This is a genomic window from Hyphomicrobium sp. (assembly GCF_035548195.1).
Taxonomy (GTDB): Bacteria; Pseudomonadota; Alphaproteobacteria; order Rhizobiales; family Hyphomicrobiaceae; genus Hyphomicrobium_B.
This window is the reverse complement of record NZ_DASZTY010000022.1, coordinates 181,711-203,582: the sequence shown is the minus strand read 5'-3', so window position 1 is coordinate 203,582 and position 21,872 is coordinate 181,711. Positions and strand designations below refer to the sequence as shown.

At 58.9% G+C, this 21,872-nt stretch carries 19 protein-coding genes; 12 read left to right on the top strand and 7 right to left on the bottom strand.

Annotated features, from left to right (window positions below):
* Positions 1-7 precede the first annotated feature (7 nt).
* From tilS to VHB22_RS08065, 4 genes are all read left to right on the top strand, one after another.
* Positions 8-1,333 carry a tRNA lysidine(34) synthetase TilS gene (gene tilS, locus VHB22_RS08080; RefSeq protein WP_325456447.1) on the top strand — a complete coding sequence of 442 codons (1,326 nt, stop codon included), beginning with the start codon at positions 8-10 and terminating at the stop codon, positions 1,331-1,333.
* Between the two features lie 159 nt (positions 1,334-1,492).
* A complete protein-coding gene (gene ftsH / locus VHB22_RS08075; protein WP_325456446.1) occupies positions 1,493-3,448 on the top strand; it encodes an ATP-dependent zinc metalloprotease FtsH in 1,956 nt (651 codons plus the stop codon).
* Between the two features lie 83 nt (positions 3,449-3,531).
* The gene (gene folP / locus VHB22_RS08070) at positions 3,532-4,635 is read left to right on the top strand and encodes a dihydropteroate synthase (protein WP_325456445.1); all 1,104 of its coding nucleotides are present in this window, start codon (positions 3,532-3,534) and stop codon (positions 4,633-4,635) included.
* A 3-nt stretch (positions 4,636-4,638) separates the two neighbouring features.
* Positions 4,639-5,241, top strand: coding sequence for a glutathione S-transferase (locus tag VHB22_RS08065; protein WP_325456444.1), 603 nt, complete (start codon positions 4,639-4,641; stop codon positions 5,239-5,241).
* A 2-nt stretch (positions 5,242-5,243) separates the two neighbouring features.
* On the opposite strand, the gene VHB22_RS08060 is transcribed toward VHB22_RS08065, so the two are convergent.
* Positions 5,244-5,693 (bottom strand): hypothetical protein, encoded by a 450-nt coding sequence (locus VHB22_RS08060; protein WP_325456443.1) that lies wholly within the window; start codon positions 5,691-5,693, stop codon positions 5,244-5,246.
* 25 nt (positions 5,694-5,718) lie between these two features.
* The gene (locus VHB22_RS08055; protein WP_325456442.1) at positions 5,719-6,627 is read right to left on the bottom strand and encodes a ParA family protein; all 909 of its coding nucleotides are present in this window, start codon (positions 6,625-6,627) and stop codon (positions 5,719-5,721) included.
* Between the two features lie 316 nt (positions 6,628-6,943).
* On the opposite strand from VHB22_RS08055, the gene glmM reads away from it, so the two are divergent.
* The 7 genes from glmM to VHB22_RS08020 all read left to right on the top strand — a co-directional run bounded on the left by glmM (position 6,944) and on the right by VHB22_RS08020 (position 15,981).
* Entirely contained in the window at positions 6,944-8,290 is a 1,347-nt protein-coding gene (gene glmM, locus VHB22_RS08050; protein WP_325456441.1) for a phosphoglucosamine mutase, read from the top strand.
* 311 nt (positions 8,291-8,601) lie between these two features.
* Complete coding sequence (locus tag VHB22_RS08045; protein ID WP_325456440.1) at positions 8,602-9,414, top strand: outer membrane beta-barrel protein; 813 nt, start codon at positions 8,602-8,604, stop codon at positions 9,412-9,414.
* A gap of 252 nt (positions 9,415-9,666) precedes the next feature.
* Positions 9,667-10,539, top strand: a complete 873-nt coding sequence (locus VHB22_RS08040; RefSeq protein WP_325456439.1) for an outer membrane beta-barrel protein — start codon at positions 9,667-9,669, stop codon at positions 10,537-10,539.
* A gap of 275 nt (positions 10,540-10,814) precedes the next feature.
* On the top strand, positions 10,815-11,993 hold the full coding sequence (locus VHB22_RS08035) for a phosphoserine transaminase (RefSeq protein ID WP_325456438.1): 1,179 nt from the start codon (positions 10,815-10,817) through the stop codon (positions 11,991-11,993).
* A gap of 142 nt (positions 11,994-12,135) precedes the next feature.
* Positions 12,136-13,830 (top strand): mucoidy inhibitor MuiA family protein, encoded by a 1,695-nt coding sequence (locus tag VHB22_RS08030; protein WP_325456437.1) that lies wholly within the window; start codon positions 12,136-12,138, stop codon positions 13,828-13,830.
* 90 nt (positions 13,831-13,920) lie between these two features.
* Entirely contained in the window at positions 13,921-15,210 is a 1,290-nt protein-coding gene (locus tag VHB22_RS08025) for an adenylosuccinate synthase (RefSeq protein WP_325456436.1), read from the top strand.
* 120 nt (positions 15,211-15,330) lie between these two features.
* Positions 15,331-15,981 (top strand): N-acetyltransferase, encoded by a 651-nt coding sequence (locus VHB22_RS08020; protein WP_325456435.1) that lies wholly within the window; start codon positions 15,331-15,333, stop codon positions 15,979-15,981.
* A 10-nt stretch (positions 15,982-15,991) separates the two neighbouring features.
* On the opposite strand, the gene VHB22_RS08015 is transcribed toward VHB22_RS08020, so the two are convergent.
* The 3 genes from VHB22_RS08015 to VHB22_RS08005 all read right to left on the bottom strand — a co-directional run bounded on the left by VHB22_RS08015 (position 15,992) and on the right by VHB22_RS08005 (position 18,249).
* Positions 15,992-16,984, bottom strand: a complete 993-nt coding sequence (locus VHB22_RS08015) for an inorganic phosphate transporter (RefSeq protein ID WP_325456434.1) — start codon at positions 16,982-16,984, stop codon at positions 15,992-15,994.
* Entirely contained in the window at positions 16,984-17,637 is a 654-nt protein-coding gene (locus VHB22_RS08010; protein ID WP_325456433.1) for a DUF47 domain-containing protein, read from the bottom strand. The genes VHB22_RS08015 and VHB22_RS08010 overlap by 1 nt, the downstream gene beginning before the upstream one ends.
* Positions 17,638-17,799: 162 nt before the next feature.
* Positions 17,800-18,249 carry an NUDIX hydrolase gene (locus VHB22_RS08005; protein WP_325456432.1) on the bottom strand — a complete coding sequence of 150 codons (450 nt, stop codon included), beginning with the start codon at positions 18,247-18,249 and terminating at the stop codon, positions 17,800-17,802.
* 152 nt (positions 18,250-18,401) lie between these two features.
* On the opposite strand from VHB22_RS08005, the gene VHB22_RS08000 reads away from it, so the two are divergent.
* Positions 18,402-19,298 (top strand): polysaccharide deacetylase family protein, encoded by an 897-nt coding sequence (locus VHB22_RS08000; protein WP_325456431.1) that lies wholly within the window; start codon positions 18,402-18,404, stop codon positions 19,296-19,298.
* Positions 19,299-19,310: 12 nt separating this feature from the next.
* Here the strand turns inward: VHB22_RS08000 and VHB22_RS07995 are convergent, their stop codons facing one another.
* Together VHB22_RS07995 and VHB22_RS07990 are read right to left on the bottom strand one after the other, a co-directional pair.
* On the bottom strand, positions 19,311-19,514 hold the full coding sequence (locus VHB22_RS07995; protein ID WP_325456430.1) for a histone deacetylase: 204 nt from the start codon (positions 19,512-19,514) through the stop codon (positions 19,311-19,313).
* A 164-nt stretch (positions 19,515-19,678) separates the two neighbouring features.
* Positions 19,679-21,814 (bottom strand): DUF1217 domain-containing protein, encoded by a 2,136-nt coding sequence (locus tag VHB22_RS07990; RefSeq protein ID WP_325456429.1) that lies wholly within the window; start codon positions 21,812-21,814, stop codon positions 19,679-19,681.
* Between the last annotated feature and the right edge of the window lie 58 nt (positions 21,815-21,872).

Sequence of the window (21,872 nt, the reverse complement as noted above, 5' to 3'; positions counted from 1 at the left end):
ATGTGCGATGGCAGCGCAGTCCCCCGTTGCGCCGAACGAAGCCGACAGCGCATTCGAACATTTCACCTCGTTTGATCATATCGTCTTGGCCGTCTCGGGCGGCCCCGACAGTATGGCGCTGCTGGTTCTCGCCGCCGAATGGCGTGCGCGCAAAGGCGAGCTTACCCCATCGATCTCGGTGGTGACCGTCGATCACGGTCTTCGCAAAGAAGCAGCTGCCGAGGTCGATTTCGTTAGAAGCGAAGCGCAGCGTCTTGGACTTCAGCACACCACGCTACACTGGCTTGGCGACAAGCCTGCAACGGGCATCCCCGATGCAGCGCGAACTGCGCGCTATCGGTTGCTCGAAAAATACGCGGAAAGCCTCGGAGCAAAAAAAGTCGCCATCGTTACCGCGCACCATCAGGGTGATCAGGCCGAAACGTTTGCCATGCGTCTCGCGCGCGGTTCCGGTGTGTCCGGACTGGCTGCGATGCGTGCCGAACGTCCGCTCTTTGAAGGCTCACCCGTCCGCCTTGTCCGGCCTTTGCTCGACGTTCCGAAATCGCGCCTCATCTCGACGCTCGAAGAAAGGCATGTCCGTTTCGTCGAAGATCCGACCAACTGCGACCAACGCTATGAGCGCGCGCGTATCCGTAAGCACCGTCCTGCGCTCGACTCTGCCGGACTGACAGCGTCAGCGATGGCAACCTCCGCGCGCCGTCTCGCTGACGCTGAAGCCGGGCTTCGCTACGCCGAAAGCCGCTTTACCGATTCGCTCGGCCTTTCATTCGGCAATGAAGTTTTTGCCTCGTTCGACCGCCGCGCCTTCGACGATGGGCCCCCCATTCTCCGGCAGCGACTGCTCTCGCGCTTGATCGCTCGTTACGGCGGAAAAAGCCCCCGGCCAGAGCTTTCCGAGGTCGAAGATCTGACGGCGCGCCTGCACAAGGAAACAAGCTCTACCGTCACACTTGGCGGCGTCATGATCTCCAGTGGTAACCGATTTGTTCGCCTCTGGCGCGAGGCCGGACGCCTTGACGAGCACGACGTCGAGCTTGCGCCGGGCGAAAGCCGGGCCTGGGATGAGCGCTTCCTCGTTCACTGGACGCCGGAAACGTCCGGCATTGTAATTGTGCGACCGCTGGGGTCACGGCCTTATTCGGAAATTGCCGGTCGTCTTGCCCCCGACCGCCGCCCGCCTTCTCGGGCGTCTCACGCCTTGCCGTCGTTTTGGATCGGAGAGGATCTTGTTGCCGTCCCGTCTCTCGCCCCGTTCGCGGTGGATAGGCAGCGTCCTTTTGTCGAAGCTGGTTGCAGCCTCAAGGTTTTGGCGCTTTCGGCTGCTTATTAAGGATTTAACGGCATGCTACCGCCGGGGTAGCCGTTACGGAGCTAATGCCTAAACTTGTGCGGATGTGGCGAGCCCCCTATGTTAAGCACGCAATCGGAGCGCCAGACGCTGCCGAGCCCGGTCCGCGTGCCGGCGTGACCGGCGTTAGCAGGGAACCAAATGAACCCTAATTATCAGAAACTTGCGATCTGGGCGGCGCTGTTCGTCCTGCTGCTCGCCCTATACAATTTGGTGAGCAATCCCAGCCAGTCACGGCATACTAACGAGATTCAATATTCGGAATTCCTTGACGCGGTCGATAAAGGTACTGTGTCGGAAGCCGTCATATCCGGAAACCGGATTACCGGAACGAAACGCGATGCGTCGGGCAGCGAGGCCGCATTTTCGACCTACGCGCCGGAAGATCCCAACCTCGTTACCCGGCTGCGTGAAAAGGGTGTGAAGTTCAAGGCTCGGCCTTCAGAGGACGAAGTGCAGTCGATCACGAGTATCCTGCTGAGCTGGTTTCCGATGCTGCTGCTCATCGGCGTATGGATCTTTTTCATGCGCCAGATGCAGTCCGGCTCCGGGCGCGCGATGGGCTTCGGCAAGTCGCGTGCAAAGCTTCTGACTGAACGTCATGGGCGCGTGACATTCGAGGATGTTGCCGGTGTCGACGAGGCCAAGGCCGACCTCGAAGAGATCGTCGAATTCCTTCGCGACCCGCAAAAGTTCCAGCGCCTCGGCGGACGCATTCCGCGCGGCTGTCTCCTCGTTGGCCCGCCCGGTACCGGCAAGACGCTGATCGCCCGCGCCGTTGCCGGCGAAGCCAATGTGCCGTTCTTCACGATTTCCGGTTCCGATTTCGTCGAGATGTTTGTCGGCGTCGGCGCCAGCCGCGTTCGTGACATGTTCGAGCAGGCGAAGAAGAACGCGCCATGCATCATCTTCATCGACGAAATTGACGCCGTCGGTCGTCATCGCGGCGCCGGTCTCGGCGGCGGCAACGACGAACGTGAGCAGACCCTCAACCAGTTGCTGGTCGAGATGGACGGCTTCGAAGCCAACGAGGGCATTATCATTATCGCGGCGACGAACCGTCCCGATGTGCTCGATCCGGCGCTGCTTCGTCCCGGCCGCTTCGACCGCCAGATCGTCGTTCCGAATCCGGACGTCGTCGGCCGCGAGAAGATCCTGCGCGTGCACATGAAGAAGGTGCCGCTCGCCCCGGACGTCGATCCGAAGGTGATCGCGCGCGGCACGCCCGGCTTCTCGGGCGCCGATCTTGCGAACCTCGTCAACGAGGCGGCTCTGCTTGCCGCGCGCCGCAACAAGCGGCTCGTGACGCAGGCTGAGTTTGAAGATTCCAAAGACAAGGTCATGATGGGCGCCGAGCGCAAAACCATGGCAATGACCGAGGAAGAGAAGCTCGCGACGGCCTATCACGAGGCGGGCCATGCCATCGTCAATCTCGTGGTTCCGGGCAACGATCCGCTGCACAAGGTGACCATCATTCCGCGTGGCCGCGCACTGGGCGTCACCATGAGCTTGCCGGAGCGCGATCGCCTCAGCTATTCGAAGCAATGGTGCGAAGGCAAGATAGCGATGGCTTTCGGCGGCCGTGTCGCCGAGCAGATCATCTATGGCCGCGAACATCTGAATACCGGCGCATCGAGCGACATCAGCCAGGCCACGAACATCGCCAAGAAAATGGTGACCGAGTGGGGCATGAGCGACAAGCTCGGACCGCTACTCTATTCCGAAAACCAGCAAGAAGTGTTTCTCGGCCATTCGATCACGCAGCAGCAGAACATGAGCGAGGAAACTGCCAAGCTCATCGATGAGGAAACGCGGCGGATCGTAACGACGGGCGAAAAGACTGCCTGGGAAGTGCTGACCAAGCACAAGGCCGAATTGGAAGTCATGGCGCAGGCGTTGATGGAATACGAAACCATCACCGGTGACGAATGTCAGGCGATCATGCGCGGCGATAAAATCGTCCGGCGCAATGACGACGATGGCTCGAAGGGGCCGGCCGGGTCCGCCGTCCCGTCGGCGGGTCGGCAGCCGCCGCGTCCGCGCGGCGAGCCGCAAGGCGGCATCGACATCGGCCCCGAGCCGCAGCCACAGGGCTAGGGCTTTGGCGCTCGCGTGCCAAGAATGACCGAGCGGTCGCGATACCCTTCGCGGCCGCTTTTCTTCTGCCGGAATGATCCCCAATGAAGCGCTCCATTTATTTGCAACCCACAGCAATCTTTTGGGATCGCTCGCAGCGCCGCGCCGTAGACGAAGCAGAAATTCCCGAGTGGAAAGGCTTGCCGCTCGCAGGCGGCCGTCTGTCTTTCGCGGCTCTCGACGTCCTGACGCGCGCGTCGCCTGAAACAAAACGGCGAACCGTCGTGCTGGGCGACGCCTTCAGCGGCGACTGGGGCCGCGAGGCCCTCGCGGCTGCCGATATCCTCGACGAGCTGTCGTCTTCCCGTCCACGTATCGCTGGCATGTCGCTCGACCGCCCGCGCATTATGGGCATCATCAACGTAACGCCGGATAGCTTCTCGGACGGCGGCGATCACGCCAACACCGAGGCCGCAATTGCGCATGGGATGAAACTGATCGAGGAAGGCGCCGACATCCTTGACATCGGTGGCGAGAGCACGCGTCCGCAAGCTGATTACGTCGGCGTCGAAGAAGAGCTAAAGCGCGTCATCCCCGTGATCGAAGGCTTGCGAGCCAAAACCGAAGCCGTGCTCTCGATTGATACGCGCAAAGCCGAAGTCATGCGCCGCGCTGCAGCAGCGGGAGTTGATATTTTAAATGACGTGTCGGCGTTCACTCACGATCCCGACGCCCTCGCTGTAGCGGCGGAAACCGAACTGCCGGTCATTGTCATGCACGCTCAGGGCGATCCGAAGACGATGAACGACAATCCTCAGTATGACGACGTCGTACTGGACGTTTTCGATTATCTCGAAAGCCGGGTGCAAGCCTGCGTCGCTGCTGGAATTCCCAAGACGAAGATCATCGCTGACCCGGGCGTCGGCTTCGGCAAGCACCTCCATCACAACGTCGCGGTGATGGCGGGCCTGTCGCTTTATCACGGTCTCGGCGTGCCGCTTTTGCTCGGTGCAAGCCGCAAGAAAATGATCGGCCAGCTTTGCAACGTCGATGATGCGAAAGACCGGGTGCCGGGATCTCTTGCCTGCGCAATTGCAGGCGTCGCTGCGGGCGTTCAGATGCTGCGCGTGCACGACGTCAAAGAAACGAAGCAGGCGGTCGAAGTCTGGCGCGCCTCAATCGCGGGAACCGAAAAGGGGCTCGACTAGTCAATGAAGCTCTACGGGCGTGAGGTTTCCGGAAACAGCTATAAAGTACGCCTGTTGTGTGCGCTTCTCGGTGTGCCGGTCGAACTGGCGAATGTCGACTTGCCGGGCGGCGAACACAAAGGCGGCGCCCACCTTGCGCGTAATCCCTTCGGACAAATTCCGGTTCTCGATGATGGCGGCCGCATAATCCGCGATAGCCAAGCCATCCTGATTTACATTGCAAGAAAGTGGGGCGGCGAAACGTGGTGCCCGTCGGATGCTGCACCTCTCGCGGAAGTCGCTCAGTGGCTGATGGTGGCGGAAAACGAGATCGCGCGCGGATTTGCCGATGCACGTTTGCATGACAAGTTCGGGATCGATCTCGATGTCGCCTTGGCGCGCGAGAAGGCGAACCGTGTGCTCGCCATTATGGACAGTCACCTAGCGAAGAACGATTGGCTGGCACTCGGACGCGCGACAATCGCCGACGTCGCGTGCATGCCCTACATCGCGCTGAGCCACGAGGGCGGCATATCGTTGGAGCCTTATCCGGCGGTGAAAACCTGGATCGGGCGCATCAAAGCGCTACCAAACTTTATTGGCATGCCGGGTATCACCGAAACGTAAGCTCAGCTCGCGGCCGCCTTGCGGTCAGCGAGCCGTTGCTCCACGGCGGCAACAATCGCTTTGCGGATATCATCGAGCTTGCGAAGCTTGGCATCCACAGGAACATGTTGCGCTTCGGCGAACGCGCGCAAATGCTCGGCAGATTTAATCTCCTGCAGCCGCTTGATAAGTCCTTCGCGGCCCTGCTTCGCAAGCACGACGATGGCTGAGAAAAGGTACGGATTGAAATTTTCCGCCCGCGCGTGGCGTTTGGTGACCTCGGTTTTTTCAGCGGCTGCCGCGGGTTGCGGAGCCGCGGGCATTTCCCACACCAGCATGCGATTGACGGCCTTCGTCAGAGCCTCGGCAAGCCGCTTCGCTCCAACCTCGTCGAGCGAAGTCTCACGCCGAATGTGCGCGCTGAAAAACTCGCGCATTCTGTCGCCGGGCCAGAGCTGTGTGCCTTTGCTCATGATCGATGCGCTCTGAACTGTTTTGTTAGGAAACGGGAACTTTCGACTTCTTCTTCATCGCCGGCGAGTCCATCATGCGCGCAATTTCCTGGTAAAGCTCTTTCACGTCGCCGGCGGCGTCCGAATACTTGGTATCGATCGGGCGAAGCTGGCCGATGTAGTCGAATGCGTTGGCGATGCCGTTACGCTGCGGCAGGAACGTCTCCAGCACCGGATGCACGAGGCTGATTTCCTCGATCATCATATAATCTTTGTCGTCGTTGCGCACGTAATTCGCGAGGCAGACATAGCGCCGCTCGTCCATCGGAATTTCCGAGAGATCGTCCAGGTTGCGGGTTTCCTCGATCAGCATGGCGACGCGATCGACCGCTAACTGGGAAACGTAGTCCGGCCGGAACGGCACGATCACCTTATCCGCCGTCTTGAGAGCCGCCAGTGCAGCGAACGATAGCCCCGGAGCGCAGTCGAGAATGACAACGTCGTAGTCGCCCTCGAACCGGCGAATGAGGCTCTCCATCCGTCCCCGGACACGATTGGCAACAACGTCGGGGATATTGCTCTGGCTTGCCTGCTTCAGATAAAGCTCGCCCTGGATGTCTTCGAGCAGCAGCGAACCGGGCACGAGCGAGATGGGTGCGGGCTTACCGTTCGCCGCTGCCACGTCCCCGACGTTCTTGGATACATAGTCTCGCGCATTCGCCGGCACGCCATCGAACAGGTCGTAGAAATAGTCGGCGATCGTCTTTCCCGCCTTGCGCGCCTCGTTCCAGCCCTGTCCGCCTTGAAGGATTAACGAAGCATTGCACTGGGAATCCAAGTCGATAAGCAGCACACGCTTGCCGCCATGGACCGCCAGCGCATGTGCCAGCATAACGGCGACGGTGGATTTGCCCACGCCACCCTTGCGGTTAGCCACCGCCAGAAACACCGCCATAAACCGATTACCCCTCGATGTGCCGGATTAGCCTTCTTGCCCCCGCCGGCATGGCACCCTGATGCGTAGCCAACCTATGGGCCGATTCCGTGGCCCGATCCAACCCCGCACGAGATCTACCTCAGCCGCACAAATATGCTAGTACAACATGGGGAAAATGGTTCGAAATTTGCCTTAGCTCAACTTCCAAATGGCATGATCGGCTGTTCAAGGGGCGACGTGGCGCAAATTCAACGCCGGCAGCCCGCTCATGGTTTTCGAGGAATTCGAGTGAAGGGGATTGTCGATCCCCTCACGCAGCGACGGGGAAGATAAGATGTCACGCCGGTATTTCGGGACGGACGGTATTCGTGGGCTCGCCAACCGGCATCCGATGACCTCGGAGATCGCCTTGAAAGTCGGCATGGCCGCGGGAACCGTGTTCCGCTCGGGCACGCATCGCCACCGCGTCGTCATCGGTAAGGACACGCGCCTCTCGGGCTACATGCTCGAAGCGGCGCTGATGTCGGGCTTCACGTCGGTCGGCATGGACGTGTTTCTCTTGGGGCCGATGCCGACGCCCGCAGTCGCGATGTTGACCCGGTCTCTGCGCGCCGATCTCGGCGTCATGCTGTCGGCGTCGCATAATCCGTCGAACGACAACGGCATCAAACTTTTCGATCCTGATGGCTACAAGCTTTCCGACGAGATGGAGCGTCAGATTGAAGATTTGATCGACGCCGACTCCAGAACACTGCTCGTCGAAGCCGAGCACATCGGCCGCGCCACGCGGGTAGAAAGCGCACAGGAGCGCTACATCGAATTTGCGAAACGCACCATGCCGAAGCATCTGCGCCTCGCGGGTCTTCGCATTGTCATCGATTGCGCAAATGGGGCGGCCTACAAGGTTGCTCCGGAGGCACTTTGGGAATTGGGTGCCGAGGTCATCAAGATCGGCGTCGAGCCGAATGGCCAGAATATCAATCTCAATTGCGGTTCGACCTCGCCTGAGCTCCTTGTTCAGAAAGTGCAGGAATTCCGCGCTGATATCGGCATCGGCCTCGATGGCGACGCGGACCGCGTCGTCATAGTCAACGAGAAGGGTCAGATCGTGAATGGCGATCAGCTGATGGCGGTCATCGCCGAAAGCTGGCTGCGCTCCGGCCAGTTGACCGGCGGTGGCATCGTAGCAACCGTAATGAGCAATCTGGGTCTCGAACGTTATTTGAAATCAATTGATCTTTCGCTCGCTCGTACGCCTGTCGGCGATCGCTACGTCACCGAACACATGCGCAAGCACGGCTTTAACGTCGGCGGCGAGCAGTCGGGCCATATCGTGCTGTCGGATTTCACCACGACGGGAGACGGCCTTGTCTCGGCGCTGCAGATCCTGGCGTGCGTGGTTGCGACCGGAAAGCCCGTGTCCGAAGTCTGCAGTCGTTTCCACCCCGTTCCCCAAATCCTGCGTAACGTGCGCTATGGCAGCGGCAAACCGCTCGACGACAAGCGTGTCGTGAAAGCCATCGAAGGCGCCAAGGCCAAGCTCGGAGAAAATGGCCGTCTGGTTATTCGTCCTTCCGGAACCGAACCGGTTATCCGCATCATGGCCGAAGGCGACGACGAGCAAATCGTATCGAACATCGTCGGCGACATTGTCGATGCCGTCAAAACCGCCGCAGCGTAGACCGATAGCTTCCGCTGTGGCCGTCGCCACAATTACTCCCATGTCGTCATTCTGGCACCGCCACCACAACGTCATCCCGGACGAGCCCACTTGCGAGATCAAGGGGGCCTGGTTTTCTACGGAGGCGCTGCCGCGGGCCCTGTGCTCCGTTGCCCTCCAGCGGGGATGACAGCTCGGGTGAACGGTGGCACGCCGCCGCGTTCCAATTCCCGACGCGGATTAAGTGTCCCTTAAGCGTTCTTCTTCATTGTCTGAGCAGTTCAGTATCCGGCCAGCGGGGAGCGCTAGAGCCGGCCAATGGGGAATGACAGATGTTCAATGTGCAGAAAGTGCTGCTTCTCGGCGCGGCCCTCGTTCTTGGGAGCGCCCTGAACGCGTCGGCTGCAGATCTTGGCGGAAATCTCAACGAAGCGCCTCAAATGGCGCCGATGCCGGCTCCATCGGCAGGTTGGTACGCCCGGGTTGACGGCGGATACACGCTCTTTACCGATCCCACAATCGACGCAGGCGGAACGATCACCAGAACGACGAACACCGGCATCGATAATGCTTGGAGCGTCGGCGGCGGTATCGGTCGCTACTTCGGTCGCGGTTTCAGAGGCGACATTACCGTCGATCATCTGTTTGATGCAACGACAGAGGGCTCGATGTACTGCGAATGCGGTACTTTCCTCGGTGACGCAAAATTCGATTTCAGCAGCACGGTTCTCCTGGCGAACCTCTATTACGATTTCAATCGCGGCGGCCGCTTTGTCCCTTACATCGGTGCAGGCATCGGCTGGGCGCACAATGAAACATCGTCCGGCACCGTCGACGTCGCCTGCGGTTGCGAAGGCTCAATCGCAAAAGGCTCCAGCAACAACTTCGCTGCAGCGGCAATGGCAGGTTTCTCGTGGCGCATTCGCGGCGGCGGAACGACTTACGTCGGCGGCATGAAAGACGAACCCGTTGCAATCAATAACGGCCATGCGCTCTACCTCGATGTCGGATACCGCTTCCTCTATCTCGGCGACGCCCAGACGGGAGATATGACTTTCGATTATCCTTCCGAGATTACGCAGCCGAGAGTCAACAACATTACGGCTCATCAGATCCGCGTCGGTCTGCGTTACGACCTGAACTGACAAACGAACTTTCGGGTGCCGCGCGCACCCAGGAGATCATGGAGAGCAGGGGCCGCATGCGCTTGCTCTCCGAGAGTAATGCCAAAGGTGCGGTCTGTACCACGGCGTTTCACATTTGACTCTCGCGCGGGTTGCGCGACGGCTCGATTGGAAACTCCGTCCTTCCCTCCGACGGCTCGGTTAGCGCACGCGTAGCGTTGAACAGAGTCCAAAGCGGCGCATATGCGCGCCTGCAAGCGGGGAAAGACGGCTATGACGTTTTCGAAAGTGCTGGTTTGGGCGAGTCTTGCGCTTGCCGCGGGAACGGCGCCAGCGTGGGCAGCCGATTTCGGCGCCATCAGAGATATGGGCGGCGGTGTCGCCATTCCGGTTCCCGCGCCCGCACCCGTCCCGACATTCGACGCCGACTCGGATTGGTACGTCGGCCTTGCGCTCGGCGCCAACATCTCGCAAAGCGCGACGATCCGGGACAGCGATATCAACATGCCGATCAAGGACGACAGCGATATCGGCGCATCGCCAATCTTCGGTTTGACGTTTGGACGCTACATCACGCCGTCGCTGCGAGCCGAGGTTGCGATCGATTATTCGCCGGACGAAAATCTCACCAGCAACGGCACGTTGAAATATACGACATTGGGTGCGCCTGGTACGGGTTATCAAGGTCAGGAATACGGCGTGCTGCGACAGGACAGAGTTAAGCTCTCGCGCACGACGGCGTTGTTCAATCTTCTCTATGATATCCCGACCGGCACGCGCTTCACCCCTTACGTTGGCGCGGGCGTTGGCTTTACGTGGCGGCGGATGCGCAGGAGTGCGTCAGAAGTCGCAACGTGTGTCGACTCAATCAATTTTCCCGGTCTGACGTGCGGACCCGATGTTCCTACCGGCGCATCAGCAAGCGGCTCGACATCCAAAAACCAATTCGATTTCGCAGCCGCTGTTCAGGCCGGTATTTCCTACAACATCACCGATCAGATCATCTGGGACAACGGCTGGCAGATGCTCTGGGAGGGCAATGCGATTTCGACAACCCTGCCCTCGATATCGGGCGACAATACCGTCATCTACAAGGACGCAGTCCTCCAGCAATTCCGTTCCGGTATCCGCATCCGGTTTGACTGAAAGGTGCGCACCTTCGTTGTCGGTGCTCGAAAAGGGCGGTCGCTTCGGCCGCCTTTTTCATTCCAGCCCCCCGTCATCCCGGCCAAAGCGAAGCGGAGAACCGGACCCCGTACCCGGAACTTGGCGCCAATCTCACGGTGCCAGGTCTTGAGCCCAGTAAGCGGCTCGCCCGGGATGGCGTTAGCGACGCGGAACCCCTCGGTACGCTTTCGCTTTCCGGCAAAAAACGCTAAGAGGCCCGGCACATCGAAGCGCCGCCGAAAGCACGGGAAGAAATGTCTGCACCACAAAAACCCCAGACCAAACCGAGCCGTCCTTTCTTTTCATCCGGTCCCTGCGTCAAGCGGCCGGGATGGCACCCGGGTGTACTGAGCAATGCGCTCACCGGCCGCTCGCACAGGTCCGTCCAAGGTCGCGAGCGATTGAAACTCGCAACCACGTTGACGCATGACGTCTTGCGCGTGCCTGAAGGTTATGAGGTCGCGATCTTGCCGGGCTCCGACACTGGTGCCATCGAACTTGCGATGTGGAATCTGCTTGGGCCGCGCGGCGTCGATGTTCTCGCCTGGGACGTGTTCGGGCGCAGCTGGCTGCGCGATGTCGTCGATGAGTTGAAGCTTCCCCGCGCCCGCACGATGGATGCCGAGCCCGGACACTTGCCCGATCTCTCGAAAGTCGATTTCGCGCGCGACGTCATCTTCACCTGGAACGGCACGACGACAGGCGTCAAAGTTCCGAACGCGGATTGGATACCGGACGATCGCCAAGGTCTCACGATCTGCGATGCAACGTCGGCGCTGATGGGCGAAGACATCGACCTGAAGAAAATCGATGTGCTCACCTATTCCTGGCAAAAGGCGTTTGGAGGCGAGGCCGCGCACGGCATGGCGATCATGTCCCCGCGCGCGCTGGACCGGCTCGCGAGCTATCGCCCCGCCTGGCCAGTGCCGAAGCTCTTCCGCTTGACGACAAACGACGGCATCAACCGTGACGTCTTCGAAGGCGTGACGCTCAACACGCCGTCGATGCTCTGTGTCGAAGACTACCTCGACGGCTTGCGCTGGGCGAAAGAGGTCGGCGGGATGGAGGGCACCATCGCCAGGACGCGTGCAAACGCCGCCGCGCTTTACGCCTGGATTGAGCGCACGCCCTGGGTTGAACCTCTTGCCGTCGATCCTGCGACGCGGTCGCAAACCTCGGTCGCGATGCGTTTTGTCGAACCGGATGTGCTGGCGCTTAGCGAGTCGCACGGGCTCGTCCTGCTGCGCGACCTAGTACGTCTCCTCGAAGCTGAGCAGGCGGCATTCGACATTGCGGCATACCGAGGAATGCCTCTTGGACTACGCATCTGGTGCGGAGCGACGGTTGAAACGGCGGACATTCTCAACTTGTTGCCCTGGCTCGAATGGGCATACGCTGAGGCGCGCCGCAAAAGCGAGCCTGAAGGGCCATAATTCGAGCCCGAAAACGAGTTAACCGCAGCGGGTTGTCAATGCTTTTTCTCAACCGACGTATCGGCCATAATGGACGTGCGCCCATGGCCTGGAAGGCGGCGCTTTGGTCAATATCCGAAACAATAGCGAAGGTCTAAGCGAGATGCGTTTTGCCCTTGCGGCTGTACTCCTGGCTGCGCAGCCCTTGAGCGCGTTTGCTGCCGACATTTCCGCCACATCGACCGTGGACTCGGTGAAGGTCTTTCTCTCCGGCGCTGAGGTCACGCGCATTGCCAAGGTGAAGCTCGACAAGGGCGAGCACACGATTATCCTCAGCGATGTTCCTGCGAGCGCCATTCCCGGATCGATCCGCGTCGAAGGCAAGGCGACTGGAAAGCTCGACATCGGCTCCGTTGATACCGCGCGCAAGTTCTTGCAGCGCGCCGAAAGCCAGGCCGCCGACAGCAAGCGCAAAACACTCGAAGACCAACTTGAGCAGTTGAGAGATCAACGGACGACAGTTGAGTCCGAGGCGCAGGCGGCCGCGACCCAGAAAAAGCTCGTCGCGAATCTGGCGGAACTTCCAACGAGGCCCTTATCGGGCGCGACAGGTAGCGCACCGCCAACGAGTGACGACTGGTCCAAAATCCTCGCCCTTATTCCGCAGGCGGCAAGTGATGCCGGCAAGCTCGCACTCGACGCGCAGCAGAAAATTCGCACGATCAGCCGCAACATCGCGGACGTCAAAGCACAGCTTGCCTCGTTGGCGCCTGCAAAGACGGAGCAGACTGAAGTTCGGGTGTATGTCTCTGCGCAAATGCCGCTGGATGCCGACCTCACAATCCGATACCAGGTCCCCAACGCGCATTGGACTCCGATTTACGATGCGCGCTTGACCACCGGTACCAAGACGGAACCGCCGAAACTGACGCTCGCTCGACGCGCAGCAGTTACACAAACATCAGGCGAAGACTGGGACGGCGTTGACCTCGAACTGTCTACAGCGCGTCCATCGGACGGCGCATCCGCGCCGGCGCTCGACACGCAGATCGTGGATTACGAGCCGGAACCTAAGCCCATCGCCGCAGCCCCGCCGCCGTCTCCTGCAATGGATCTCGCGAGAAAAGGACTGGCGCGCGCCGGTCGCCCGCTCGCGGGCCTCTTGAAAGAGGCGCCGGCCCCCGAAGCCCAATCAATGGCCGCCGAAGAAGAGGTGGCACAGATAGACAACGCGCCGTTCGAGGCGACATTTTCGGTCCCGGGCCGCACGACGATCGCCGGCAACGGAGATGTAAAGCGCGTGCTGCTGACATCCGAGGAGATCACCCCGGTGCTTAGTAGCCGCTCGGTGCCGAAGCTCGACAGCAACGCATATCTCTACGCGACGATCAAAATCGCAAAAGGCACGCCGCTGCTTCCCGGTGTCGTCTATCTGTTTCGGGACGGCACGTTCGTCGGCACCGGCAACATGCCGCTTTTGCCGCCGGGCGAAGATCATGACCTTGGCTTCGGGATCGATGATCAGGTAAAGGTTCGGCACGTCGTCCTTGAGGAAAAGCGCGGCGAAAGCGGGCTTATCTCGACCTCGCACGTTGATAGCCACAATTTCCGGGTCAACGTGAAAAATCTGCACGAGCGGCCGATCAACGTGACGATCCTCGATCGCATTCCCGTCTCGCAGAACGACGAGATCAAGGTCGAGTACACGGGGAACTCGACGCCGACAAAACAGAATGTCGATGACAAGCGTGGCGTTATCGCATTCGAGGCCAAGCTCGATCCCGATGAAGAAAAGATACTCGAATACGGATATCGAATTACCTGGCCGGCGGCCAAGTCGATCGTGTACGGCCCTTGAGCTACCGCCCGCAATCGGGCTCCTGAGAACGAGCGGTTCTACCGCATGGCCCCGGCCGACGTCGGGGCCAAGTCATGAGAAGGTGAGAGAATGACGAACGTCGTGGTGGTCGGCGCCCAGTGGGGCGACGAAGGTAAAGGCAAGATCGTGGATTGGCTTTCGGAGCGCGCCGATGTCGTCGTGCGCTTTCAGGGCGGCCATAATGCCGGCCACACACTCGTGATTGGCGATCAGACATATAAGCTGTCGCTGCTTCCGTCTGGTGTCGTGCGGCCGGACAAGATGTCGGTCATCGGCAATGGCGTCGTCGTCGATCCATGGGCGCTCGTCGATGAGATCGAGAAGCTGCGCAAGCAGGGCGTCGCGATAACTCGCGACAACCTTAGAATTGCAGAGAACGCGACCCTGATCTTGCCCCTGCATCGTGAGCTCGATCAGCTTCGCGAGGAAGCCGCGGGAACTGAGAAAATCGGCACGACCGGACGCGGTATCGGCCCGGCCTATGAAGACAAAGTCGGACGTCGCGCACTCCGCCTCCAGGATTTGGCGTCTCTCGGAAGTCTCGGCCCAAAGATCGATCGCATTCTTGCGCACCATAACGCGCTCCGTCGCGGACTTGGCCAGCCCGAGGTTGCCAAAGACGTATTGATCGCAGAACTCACCGGCATTGCTCCGCAAGTTCTGCCATACCTGGACGTCTCATGGGAGTTGCTCGACACGGCGCGCCGTCAGGGAAAACGCATTCTGTTTGAAGGCGCTCAGGGCGCACTGCTCGACGTCGACCACGGCACTTATCCCTTCGTCACCTCATCGAATACGGTCGCAGCGCAAGCCGCGACGGGTTCGGGTATCGGTCCGCGTTTTGCTGGATATGTTCTTGGTATCGCGAAAGCATACACAACCAGAGTGGGGGCCGGTCCGTTTCCGACAGAGTTGATGGACGCAATCGGCGACAAAATTGGCGAACGTGGCCGGGAATTCGGCACGGTAACCGGGCGCAAGCGGCGTTGTGGTTGGTTCGACAGCGTACTTGTTCGGCAGGTCGCAAAAGTTTCCGGCATCGATGGCATCGCACTTACCAAGCTGGACGTGCTCGATGGCTTCGACACGATCAGGATTTGCGTCGGCTATAACCTCGACGGCGAGCGGATCAATCGCTTGCCTGCAAGTGCCACGGCGCAGGCGAAAATTGTCCCGATCTACGAAGATTTCGAAGGCTGGTCTCAGTCGACGCAAGGCGCGCGGAGCTGGGCGGAGCTGCCGGCTCAGGCCGTTAAGTATGTGCGGCGTGTCGAAGAGCTGATCGAATGCCCCGTGACGCTGCTCTCGACCAGCCCCGAACGCGACGACACCATTCTGATGAAAGATCCATTCGAGTGAAGAAACGTTTCGCGTTTTTTCGCAAATAACGGTCGGGAAGGAGTGAATTCAAGAATAGACCAATCAGGAAATACTTTGTTACTAGAACGAGGCGTCGCGTGAGGAGAGGGAGCCCTAACGATGAACGCGGCAACGCGTTATGAACGTCTGACAACTCTAAGAAGTGATAGCAGTTTTAATGTCGCCGCCAGCGAAGCAGCGATAGATGCTCTCTTTAAGGCGCAACCGGTCATCAAAATCCTCACCGAAAGCGACCACACATTTTTCGTACGAAGACATCTCACCAGCAGCGACGAATCCCTAATTATTTATCAAGTATTCGTCGACGAGACATCGGCAAATGGCGGAGAGAATGATGTCGGCCATTGCCACCTGTGCAGGCCAGTCAACGGCATAGTTACCATCGTTGATGCAGCGGTGAACGAAGAGCACCAGCGTAAGGGAATCGCGACCGCCGTTTACGATTGCATTGCCAAAGATATGGGCCAAGCTGGCGTGCTGCTGTGGCCCGTTTCGCCATCACGAATGACGGAACCCGAGTTCAAAGTCTGGTGGCGCCGGTCGCCTGCTCTTGTATTTTATTATCCACATCGCGAACGCTTGGGGCTTGAGCCCCGCCGCGAATTCGAACAACTTTTCAATGAAGAATTTTCGCGCAAGGGGTTTCGTAATGCGCCGGCCGGCGCGCTAGGTACCGGCCGATTCTTGAAGAAGTTTTCAACCATTAGCCAATGGCTGGGCTTGAAATTTACGCCGACGCGCGACGATTGATTGCAGCTGTTCAAAACAGCGCCGCTGCCAGGCGGGCGGCGGCGAAAGCGGCGACGAAGCAAACCGGAAACGTAATCAGCCACGCAAGCACGATGCGCTGCAGGACGACCCAACGGATATCCGACATGCGCCTGCTTGCCGCCGCACCGACAATGGCGCTCGTGATCGTGTGCGTTGTCGATAGCGGCACGCCAAAAGACGAAGCCCCGAAAATGGTACATCCGGCCGCCGCCTGAGCTGCGAAGCCCTGCCACGACTGGAGCCGTGTCATGCGCGAGCCGAGTGTCTGGATGATGCGCCAGCCGCCCGCGGATGTTCCGAGCGCCATCGTCAAGGCGCAAAGCAGTATCACCCAAAACGGAATTTCGAATGTCGAGAGAACGCCGCCCGTCAGCAACGTCGTTGCGAAGACACCCATGAACTTCTGTCCGTCGTTGAGGCCGTGGTTAAAGGCGAGAAAACAGGCCGCGACGACAGAAAGCCTGTCAAAAGCCCGTTTTGTACGCATCGGTTTCGAAGCGCCCGCCAGCGAAACGATCAGCCGCCCCACGATAAACGAGGCGATGCATCCGAGAACGACGGAGAGCATCATGCCGATGATGACCTTCTCCCACCCGACCCACTGTAACGCACCGATTCCATCCTTTGCGAAGGCAGCACCGGCGAGGCCCGCAAGCAGTGCGTGCGATTTACTGACGGGCAAGCCCGCGCGCGCGGCGAACGTCCCCCACGCCACGATGCTGAGCATCGCCGCGGTAATGGCCGGTATCGTTAGCGAGCTTGGATCGACGATGCCCTTGCCGACGGTTGCCGCGACGGCCGTTCCGGACATGGCGCCAAGCGTATTCATGATCACCGCCATCAGGATCGCGACCTTCGGCGACATCACGCCGGTCGCGACGACGGTTGCGATGACGTTTGGCGCGTCCGTCCAGCCGTTGACGAATTCCGCCATCAGGATAGTCGCGAGAGCGAAAATGAGCGCGAGGGAAATGGCGCTCATCAGGCCTCCTTGCGCGCCAGCGAGATGATCAGCTTGCCGCAGCGCTTCGCATCGTCGGTCATTTCTTCGAGCATCGCATAAAGCTTTTCGAGCGCTATGAATTCGAGTGTGCGCGTGCCGGGCGCCGAGAATTCGGCGACAAGCCCGCGTTCCGCGCGTGCGATGATCTGATCGGCATCTGATTCCGCTTCGTTTATGGCGCGTGTCAGATCGCGCACCGCCGTCAGAGAGAGTTTCCGGTTTCCAAGCGTCTCAACCAGATTCCGGAGCGCCTGGATCGAACGTTCACAAGTAACGAGCAGCTCTCGCGCCTCCGGCCGAAGGGTCGAGAGATATTGCTTATAGATATCGATGTGCGCCGCTGCGCCACGCATGCCATCGATGACGTCGTCGATTTCATCTGTAAGGCGCATCGCATCCGGAAGGTCGAAGCGCATAATAAAGGCATTGTCGAGCAACTCGTGAATTTGATCGACGAGCTTATCGGCGCGCCGTTCGAAGACGATGATTCCGGGTAAGTCCTGCCCCTCGGTCACGCGAAAATGCGCTGCGCATTCAACTCCAACATTCGCAAGTTGGATGAGAAGCCTGGCAAACTCGTCGTTTTGTGAGGGGCCGAAGAGGCGGGCGACCGCGCCGGATGGCTTTTTCACGCGAGAATTCCCTCGAGACTCGGATTGCACCTTTGTGCGCAAGATAAATCATCGGAACCGCGCGATGAAATACCTGAGTCGCGAGCCTCTTCGTCACGGGCATCTCGCATCTGCACAGTCCGAATTATCGAATTGCACATTGAATCAAAAAATGTCAGCGATTCAGGAATCGCTCAATGCTGAGAGCAAAGTGCGCAATTTCGGTTCTCGGACCTTCCGGCTCGCAGTTTTTACGTCGAACCAGATACGCCGTCGTTCGGCTTTTTCGCGCCACTTCTTTTTTTCTTTCTTTACCCAAAGCAGATAAACCTCGACGTCGATTAATCTGACGCTCGTTTTTTCGGTTTTCCGATAGCGATAGTTGCCGTATGGGTTCTTCGCGATTTTTCCAGTGACACCCGCTTCCTGCTTGGCTTCTCGCGCGGCCGCGTCACTGTCACTCATCCGCTTTGACGGCCAGCCCTTCGGTATGATCCATCGGCCTGTGTCTCTGGAGGAGACGAGGAGAACTTCGAGTGTCCCATGAGGTGTCTTGCGCAACGGGATAGCGCCGACCTGTTTTAGCAATGGCATGAGCTTATGATGGGTGCTTACCCCCGCGAAGAAAAGCATATTCGGAAAGCATCATGTGTATGGGAATAATGACGACTTTTTCATCGCCGTTGGATGGCTCCCGGCGCAGCCGGATTGGAATGCAGACTTTGCTTCGCGGCGAGCCTCTCGCTAATAAGGGGATTCGTGCGAGAGAACGCGAGGGAATAAGTATGCACGCCGTACGCAATCTGGTGTTCGCCGCGCTCGCAGCCGGATCCGCAGCCGTCTTCGCAAATCCAACGTGGGCAGCAGATGCAGCATGTCCAGCGGGCGCGCTCGGTGTGTCAAAAGTCGTTGAAGTCGATACGACTGGCGGACCGTGGTTCGGATCGCCGAAGGGCGACCCGAATTTCCTCGCACCAAAGGAAGTCGTCCTGACCTTCGACGACGGCCCCTCTCCCCAAGATACACGGGAAGTCCTCGCAGCCCTTGCAAAGGAATGCACCAAAGCCACGTTTTTCGTAGTCGGCGAGATGGTCGCTCTGCATCCGGAAATCGTGAAAGAAGTGGCGGAGCAAGGGCACACGATAGGCACTCATACCTGGTCGCATCCCAATCTCGCGAAACTATCTCTCGATGACGTGAAGCGCGAGGTTGAGGCGACGTTCGATGCGGCCCAGAAAGCGAGCCCCGAGCCAATCGCACCATTCTTCCGTTATCCCTATCTCAGCAGCAGCAAGACCACCGTCGACTATATGAAGAGCCGGAATATCGCTCAGTTCGCTGTTGATATCGATTCTCAGGATTGGCGTGTCCGAAGTTCGAAGCCGGTCGTTGCACGGGTGATGGCTGGACTCAAAGCGAGAGGGCGTGGCATTATTCTGATGCACGATATCCATAAGTGGAGCGCTGATGCCGTGCCGACACTGCTCGCACGGCTTAAAGCGGGTGGGTATAAAGTAGTGCAACTCAAGGCGAAGACACCTGTCGAACTGATCGCCGATGTCTCGCCACCCGTAAAGAAGCCCCAACACCGGGCAACGCGCAAACGCTCCAAGGCAACGGCCTGGAAGTGGAAAGCGCGACGCCGCAAAATGGCCCTTCGCTACCGTAAACCACCGGCTTAACTTCGTCTCGCATCACGGGCCGGGATTGGGCGAGTGTGCGGGATGGGCCGGGCTGACGTTCGGCGACGAAGGCGTCGAGACCGGCGCCGTAATTGTCGGTTGGCCAGTGTCGGTCTGTTCGCCCCCGGGATTAGTGTGGACGTACCAAGTTGCCAAGCCGAAGCCGATGAGAAGCGCGACGATCAAAATATTCAGCGCATTGTCCGTGGATCGCATGGACGCGTCGAGGCTTCTCGACCTCCTCCATCGCGTGTCGTGAAAGATCGCCATCTGCCGGGCTCCTGACGATTGACGATTTTGTCAGAGGAGAACGATCTGCGCTCGCGCTCGGTTCCAACCACAGGGCCGAAATTAGGAAAAAACGCGCGATTTTAGCGCCTTTATGAAGCGACGCCGAGAATGGCGAGCGCCGGATTGGTCGTGGTGACGTCGGAATTATTGATATCGTAAAGCGCCGAAAAACGCGCCAGGAACTTGTTGAGCTTATCCGGGTCCTTCAAGTCATCGAGGTCAAGTTTATCCGTGATCATCTTCGCCTGCACGTCGATATCGGCGTCCGACATAGCGGTGGGTAATGCGAGAGCGGTCTGCGCGACCTGGAGAAGTGCCTTGTCGCCAAGGATAGAATAGGCCGACGTTATCGTCGGCGCGAAGCGCTGGAAATAGAGCGCGAGGCGCGCGCCTTCGTCCTGATCACCCGCTTCCTCTTCCAGCGTTTGGCGCGCATAGAGATCGGTTGTCGCGACGATCTGGCCCCGTGACTGAACTTGCTGGGTTGGCGTCGGCAGGCGATTGCCATCCGAATCGAAATTGAATGCCAAGGCCATCTGGCGATAGGCCGAGTTTTCCGGCTTGTTGACGTAGCTGCTCGGATCGAGCGGATCGCTCGTCAGCAATTTGCGTAGATCGTCGTCGGTAAGATTCGATTTCTGCAAGCCGTAAGCATCGAGCACAAAGCTGACGAGACGCTTATCTTTGAGGAAATCGTCCACGGTCTTAATGGTGCCGATAGTGTTGCCGTAATAGGTGTCGTCTGCGGCTGTCTGCGCGTTTTGTGCCGTGGGATCGTCCGCCTGCTCATTGTAGAGCTGAATAGTCGATGTCAGGCTCGCATTTACTTGCGCAACGCTTGCGGTCTTCGCGTTTCCATCGGAGTCGAAATTGAAGGCGGCGGCCAACTTCGCATAGGTCGCGTTGTGCGACATGTTCGCGAAACTGCTCGGATTGCTCGTATCGCTCTCTAAAACTTTTTCGATCGTCAACGATGACGTCTTGCTGGGATCGATCCCAAAGGCGCTCAACACGAAATCGTAGAGCCCGGTGTCTTTAATGAAATCCGAAACGCTTCCGATCTTTGCGATATCGGTTTTGTAAAAGTTGATTTCGGTCGTTTGATATTTTTGTACGGCAGCATCGTTGTTAGCCGAAAAATCGTCGACCGTATCGTTAAGCTGATCGTCGGATTGCGCCGCGCCGCCGTTGATCGTTCCATCCGTATTGAAATTGAAGGCTGCGGCGAGCTTGCGATATGCGGCGTTGCTCTGCTGATTGGCAAAGCTATCGGGGTCGGAGAGATCGCTGGTCAGAACATTGCGCAGCAACGCCGTCGATTGCTCTGAAGGGTCTAATCCGAATGAGGTTTCGAGATAGCTGACAAGCCGCGCATTGCCGAGCAGATCATCTACGGATGTCACGTTCGCGATAGCGTTTTTATAATACTGCGTTTTGAACGCCGCCCCAGGAGCACTGGAGCCCGTGCCGTTGGCGTCATAGTATTGATAAACCGTGTTGGCGATCTGGCCGCTCGATTGCGCCGCGTCGCCATCGACAGTTCCATCGGGTGCGAAGGAGAACGCCTCTGCCAAGGCTTGATAAGGGGCGGGGAGCTGGTTCGCCCGGCTCGATGGATCCGAAAGATCGCTAGTCAAGACAGCCTTGATCGTGGTGTCCGACGTGATGTTCGGATCGAGGCCATATGCCGTCAACGCATAGTTGAGCAGGCGTTTATTGCTTATAAGATCGTCGACCGAATGCACGTTGCCGATATTCGCCTGGTAATAGGCTGCGTCGTCGGCTGCCTTTGCGCCGAGGTTGACCTGCTGTTGCGTATAGAGATTGATGAGGTCCGTTTGGTCGTCGGTGTCCTGGGCAGTAACGGGCTGCTGAGCAACCGAGCCGTCGGTTGAAAACTGGAAAGCCTTGGCGAATGTCAGGAAGCGCGGATCGGTGAGCTTGCCGACGAAACTTTTCGAGAGGCTGTCGGACGTGCTGATATCGCTGGTCAAAACCTTCTTCATGAAGGCCTTGGCGTACGCCATGTCTTCAAGCCCGTAGGCTTTCATCGCGTAGGAGAAGAGACGGGTGTTGTTGAGGAAATCGTCGACCGATTTCACCTGGCCGATATTATCTTCAAAATACTTTGTGTCGTTCTCGACGCTGGGCTCCGAAGAGACGCGCTGCAACGACTTCGACATATCGGATGCGTAGCTCGTATACAGAATGTACGTCGAGACCATCGCAGTCCTTCACGCCCGGGGCGAGCCCAAGGCAGTGCTCCTATGAATTGCTATTTCG

Excerpts from the sequence above, each read along its gene's own strand:
- VHB22_RS08025 (WP_325456436.1), top strand. The coding sequence starts at position 13,921 with ATGACGAACGTCGTGGTGGTCGGCGCCCAGTGGGGCGACGAAGGTAAA.
- VHB22_RS08020 (WP_325456435.1), top strand. The coding sequence starts at position 15,331 with ATGAACGCGGCAACGCGTTATGAACGTCTGACAACTCTAAGAAGTGAT.
- VHB22_RS08030 (WP_325456437.1), top strand. The coding sequence starts at position 12,136 with ATGCGTTTTGCCCTTGCGGCTGTACTCCTGGCTGCGCAGCCCTTGAGC.
- VHB22_RS08045 (WP_325456440.1), top strand. The coding sequence starts at position 8,602 with ATGTTCAATGTGCAGAAAGTGCTGCTTCTCGGCGCGGCCCTCGTTCTT.
- VHB22_RS08015 (WP_325456434.1), bottom strand. The coding sequence starts at position 16,984 with ATGAGCGCCATTTCCCTCGCGCTCATTTTCGCTCTCGCGACTATCCTG.
- VHB22_RS08035 (WP_325456438.1), top strand. The coding sequence starts at position 10,815 with ATGTCTGCACCACAAAAACCCCAGACCAAACCGAGCCGTCCTTTCTTT.
- VHB22_RS07995 (WP_325456430.1), bottom strand. The coding sequence starts at position 19,514 with ATGCGATCCACGGACAATGCGCTGAATATTTTGATCGTCGCGCTTCTC.
- VHB22_RS08005 (WP_325456432.1), bottom strand. The coding sequence starts at position 18,249 with ATGCTTTTCTTCGCGGGGGTAAGCACCCATCATAAGCTCATGCCATTG.
- glmM (WP_325456441.1), top strand. The coding sequence starts at position 6,944 with ATGTCACGCCGGTATTTCGGGACGGACGGTATTCGTGGGCTCGCCAAC.
- tilS (WP_325456447.1), top strand. The coding sequence starts at position 8 with ATGGCAGCGCAGTCCCCCGTTGCGCCGAACGAAGCCGACAGCGCATTC.
- VHB22_RS08040 (WP_325456439.1), top strand. The coding sequence starts at position 9,667 with ATGACGTTTTCGAAAGTGCTGGTTTGGGCGAGTCTTGCGCTTGCCGCG.
- VHB22_RS08000 (WP_325456431.1), top strand. The coding sequence starts at position 18,402 with ATGCACGCCGTACGCAATCTGGTGTTCGCCGCGCTCGCAGCCGGATCC.
- VHB22_RS08065 (WP_325456444.1), top strand. The coding sequence starts at position 4,639 with ATGAAGCTCTACGGGCGTGAGGTTTCCGGAAACAGCTATAAAGTACGC.
- ftsH (WP_325456446.1), top strand. The coding sequence starts at position 1,493 with ATGAACCCTAATTATCAGAAACTTGCGATCTGGGCGGCGCTGTTCGTC.
- VHB22_RS08060 (WP_325456443.1), bottom strand. The coding sequence starts at position 5,693 with ATGAGCAAAGGCACACAGCTCTGGCCCGGCGACAGAATGCGCGAGTTT.
- VHB22_RS08055 (WP_325456442.1), bottom strand. The coding sequence starts at position 6,627 with ATGGCGGTGTTTCTGGCGGTGGCTAACCGCAAGGGTGGCGTGGGCAAA.
- VHB22_RS07990 (WP_325456429.1), bottom strand. The coding sequence starts at position 21,814 with ATGGTCTCGACGTACATTCTGTATACGAGCTACGCATCCGATATGTCG.
- folP (WP_325456445.1), top strand. The coding sequence starts at position 3,532 with ATGAAGCGCTCCATTTATTTGCAACCCACAGCAATCTTTTGGGATCGC.